At 71.8% G+C, this 4,040-nt stretch carries 4 protein-coding genes; all 4 read left to right on the top strand.

The window, feature by feature from the left end; all coding sequences use genetic code 11:
• Nucleotides 1–161 precede the first annotated feature (161 nt).
• The 4 genes from eccD (at nt 162) to EHS43_RS39415 (ending at nt 4,019) form a co-directional block, all read left to right on the top strand.
• On the top strand, nt 162–1,562 hold the full coding sequence (gene eccD, locus EHS43_RS39430) for a type VII secretion integral membrane protein EccD (RefSeq protein WP_125195380.1): 1,401 nt from the start codon (nt 162–164) through the stop codon (nt 1,560–1,562).
• Nucleotides 1,563–1,637: 75 nt separating this feature from the next.
• The gene (gene eccB / locus EHS43_RS39425; protein ID WP_125195379.1) at nt 1,638–3,164 is read left to right on the top strand and encodes a type VII secretion protein EccB; all 1,527 of its coding nucleotides are present in this window, start codon (nt 1,638–1,640) and stop codon (nt 3,162–3,164) included.
• Between the two features lie 125 nt (nt 3,165–3,289).
• On the top strand, nt 3,290–3,634 hold the full coding sequence (locus tag EHS43_RS39420) for a hypothetical protein (RefSeq protein WP_125195378.1): 345 nt from the start codon (nt 3,290–3,292) through the stop codon (nt 3,632–3,634).
• Between the two features lie 64 nt (nt 3,635–3,698).
• Nucleotides 3,699–4,019, top strand: a complete 321-nt coding sequence (locus EHS43_RS39415; RefSeq protein WP_125195377.1) for a WXG100 family type VII secretion target — start codon at nt 3,699–3,701, stop codon at nt 4,017–4,019.
• Nucleotides 4,020–4,040: the final 21 nt, after the last annotated feature.

The raw sequence follows: 4,040 nt of genomic DNA, 5'->3' as shown, positions 1-4,040 counted from the left end.
CCATTGGTCGGTTGATACTACGATCGTCGAACCGGTGGTGAACTACCGTCCTGGCTGGGCGGTTTATGTGCACCACGGGCGTCGACGCGATGTTCGAGGATGTGCATCCGGCGTTTTCTTTCCCGTTCCGCACCATCTCCGGAGAGGCGTGAGTCAGCCCCATGACTGACACTCAGGTGGCCGAGCTGTGCCGTCTGACGGTCCGTGCCCCGGCCAGGACCGTGGACCTCGCGGTGCCCGCAGACGTTCCCGTCGCCGACCTGCTGCCCGCGGTCCTCGGCTACGGCGGTGACGACCTGGAGGAAGCCGGACTCGAGCACGGGGGCTGGGTGCTCCAGCGTCTCGGCGGTGAGCCGATGGACGAGGAACGCACCCTGGACTCCTACGGGTTGCGCGACGGCGAGACCCTGTTCCTCAGGCCGCGTACCGATGCCCTGCCCGAGGTGCACGTCGACGACCTGGTCGCCGGCATCGCCACCACCATGCGCCGCCACCCCTACGGATGGAGCCCGCAGGTCAGCCGGCGGCTGCTGCTGGGGATCGTGGTGGCGGTGCTCGGCTGCGGGCTGCTGCTGACCGCGCTGCCGGGCGGCTCGGCCCTTCCCCGGGCCGTGTTCGCGTCCGTGGCCGGGCTGCTGCTGCTCGCCGGTGCGGGCGCGGCGAGCCGGGCGGTCGGGGACGCCGGGGCCGGCGCGGTGCTGGGCTTCATGGTCGCGCCGTACCTGGCCCTCGCGGGCTGGCTGCTGCCGGGCGGCGAACTCAGCGGCAGGCACGCCCACGAGGGACTGGGCGCGCGGCTGCTGTCGGCCAGTGCGGCCGCGACCGGCGGCGCGGTCCTGGCGCTCGCGGTGGTGGCCTCGTTCGCCGCGCTGTTCCTCGGGCTCGCCGTGGTCTCGGTGTTCGGAGCCATCGCCGCGGCCCTGATGCTGGCCGCCGATCTCCCGCCCGCGCACGTCGCGGGCATCCTCGCGGTCGTGGCGATGGCGCTCGGCGCCTTCGTGCCGTCCCTGGCCTTCCGCATGTCCGGCATGCGCATGCCGCCGCTGCCCACCAATGCCCAGCAGTTGCAGGAGGGCATCGACCCGCATCCGGCATCGGTGGTCGCCGACCGTGCCGTCCTCGCCGACGGCTGGATGACCTCGCTGTACGCGGCGGTCGGCGTGGTCGCGGCGGGCTGTGTCGCGGTGCTCGCCCGGGAGGGCGGGCTCGCCGAGGTGATCACGACCGCGGCCCTGTCCCTCCTTCTGGTGCTGCACGCCCGCGGTCTGGGCAACGTCTGGCAGCGGCTGTCCCTGGTGGTACCGGGCGTGGCCGGTCCGCTCCTGCTGGTCGTCGTCGGCGTGCCGGACCTCGCGCCCGGGTCCCGGCTGGGGGCGGCCGCCGCTCTGCTGGCGGTCACGGCGGCCCTGGCGATCGCGTCCTGGACCGTGCCGGGCCGGCGCCTCGTGCCGTACTGGGGACGCGCGGCGGAGCTGCTGCATTCCGCCCTGGCCGTCAGCCTGTTGCCGCTCGCCCTGTGGGTGCTCGGTGTCTACGGCGCGCTGCGGTCCATCAACGGCTGACCGAGCGGCCACCGACCGGCCCGCTGCCGGCCGAGCGCCGAACCCGAGCCGAAACGAAAGGCACCGAACCCTGCGATGCAGTCCCGACGTGATCAGGTCCAGGCGCACATGTTCGTCATGGGGCGGCTCACCTCCAGCATGTTGCGGTCGGACCCGGACGCACCCGAGAGCCCGCAGGGCCGGACCAACCGCGGAATGGTCATCGGTGTGGTGATCGCCGTACTGATCTCCGCCGGGGCGTTCGTCCTCGGCCTGCTCAAGCCCGGCGCCAAGGACTCCTGGCAGGAGGCCGGCACGCTCGTGGTCAGCAAGACGACCGGTTCCCGCTATCTCTATCTGAACGGCCGACTGCGCCCGGTGCGCAACTACGCCTCGGCGCGACTGCTGGCAGGGGCCGACATGACGGTCTCCTCGGTGGGGGAGGCCTCGTTGAGCGGCACGCCGCACGGGACACCCGTCGGAATCGTCGGTGCCCCTGACGCGCTGCCCGCCGGCGGAAGCCTGGCCGAGGGCCCCTGGCAGGTGTGCTCGGGCACCACCACCGGTGCCACCGGCACCACCCTGGCCATCGGCGCGTCCGCGGACACCGCGGGTCTGCCCACGACCCGGGCGCTGCTGGTGACCGGGCCCGACAAGGCCGACTACCTGGTGTGGCGAGGCAGCAAGCTGCGGCTGGACAAGGACTCCCATGCCCGCGAAGCCCTGGGATACGGCTCCACGCCGCGCCTCGCGGTGTCGGCGGCCTTCTTGAACTCCGTGCCGTCCGGGCCGGACCTGAACCCCGCGGACGTGCCGGACCTGGGCGCGAAGGGTCCCTCCCTCGGTGGCCGGGACACCCGGATCGGCGAGGTCTTCCGTGTCACCGTCCCCGGCTCCGCCGAGCGCTTCTATCTGCTGCGCGGCGAGGGCCTGGTCCCGCTGACCGCGACGGACGCGGCACTGCTGCTCGGCGACCCGGACATCCGCGAGAAGGTCTACGGCGGACGGGCGGCGCAGGTCGCGACACTCGGCGCGGACGCGCTGAGCGGTCATGTGGCGCCCGGCGCCGACACGGCGGCCCCGGACACCGAACGCCCCGCCGCACCCCCGGAACTGGTCGGCGTGGACGAGGACACGACCGTCTGCGTCCGGGTGCAGCCGGGCCGGAAGGGCCCGCGCATCAGCGTCGCCCTGGTCGGGACGGGCAGCCTGGGCCCGGCGGCGCAGGCCCCCGCCGAGGGGCTGACACCGGCCTGTGTGCCGGTCGGCAGGGTCACCGTGCCGCCGGGCGGCGGAGATCTGGTGCGGGCGCTCGGCGCGAGCGGCAGCGAGGTGGGCGGCACGCTCTACCTGGTCACGGACACCGGGATGAAGTACCGGGTGGGCTCGGCCCAGGCACTGACGGCGCTCGGTTACACGGAGAGCCAGGCGCGCGGGCTTCCCGCCCCGTTGCTGGCGATGCTGCCCACCGGTCCCGATCTGACCCCCGAGGCCGCGGCCCTGGGGACCAGCACCACCACGGCACCGCGCTGCGGCACCGCGGCGGACGCGGGGGCGGAAAGCGGCACGGGTGGCCGGGCGTCCGGCGCGCCCCCGGCCGGGGAGGAAGCGGACCGGGGATGAACTCTTGGCGTCATCCCGTCGCTGGGGTTGGCAAGGCGGACACGGTATGGGGTAGACCAAAAAACATTCAACTCATCATGATCTAAGCTCACTTATTCAACCTGAACCTCAGGAGGCGCGGCCCCATGACAACGCCCACCGGTAGGCAGCAGTCAGAGGAACAAGCGACACGGAACGGCGTCAGCGCGCTGGAGCAGGCATTCTCCGGCGTGCAGCGCTGTCGTCAGGATGTCGACGGCATGAAGAACACCCTGTCCTCGGGGTACGCCGGCAGCGACGGCGGCGCGTTCCAGCAGCTCCTGGAGCGCTGGGACCAGCAGGCAGAGATCATTTCGGTCAACCTGAACAGCATGATCGACACCCTCAACGAGACGCTGCGCGCCAAGGGCCTGCAGCAGGGTTCGGCGGTCCAGTCGATCCAGGAGGCGTACGACCGCTCCGAGGCGATCTTCAACGAGCTGGCGGGCTGACCCCCCGACCAGGCTCCTTCCGCCGGACAAGCCCCGCCCAGACCGCCAAGAGACGAGGACAGTCATGCCCGACTTCACCGACGGACTCATCTACGTCGACTACGCCCACATGGAGAACGCCGCCGACGACATGGTCCAGCAGACCAAGGCGATCGACAGCATCCTCACCAACCTGGAGGCGGAGCTCCAGGAGCTCCGCAACACCTGGGAGGGTGAGGACCGCGCCGTCTACTCCGAGAAGCAGGCCGCCTGGGACAACGCTGTCGAGACGATGAAGCGGATCCTCGCCGAGAACTCGGCCCTGCTCACCGACGTCTCCGGTACCTACAAGTACAGCGAGAACTCCCTGACCCAGCTCTGGCAGAGCGTCCGCATCGGCGGCTGACCGCCTCCCTCCCCCCACCTC

Source organism: Streptomyces sp. RP5T (assembly GCF_003933965.1).
Taxonomy (GTDB): Bacteria; Actinomycetota; Actinomycetes; order Streptomycetales; family Streptomycetaceae; genus Streptomyces.
The sequence above is the reverse complement of the archived record's forward strand: the minus strand, read 5'-3'. Positions and strand labels throughout refer to the sequence as shown.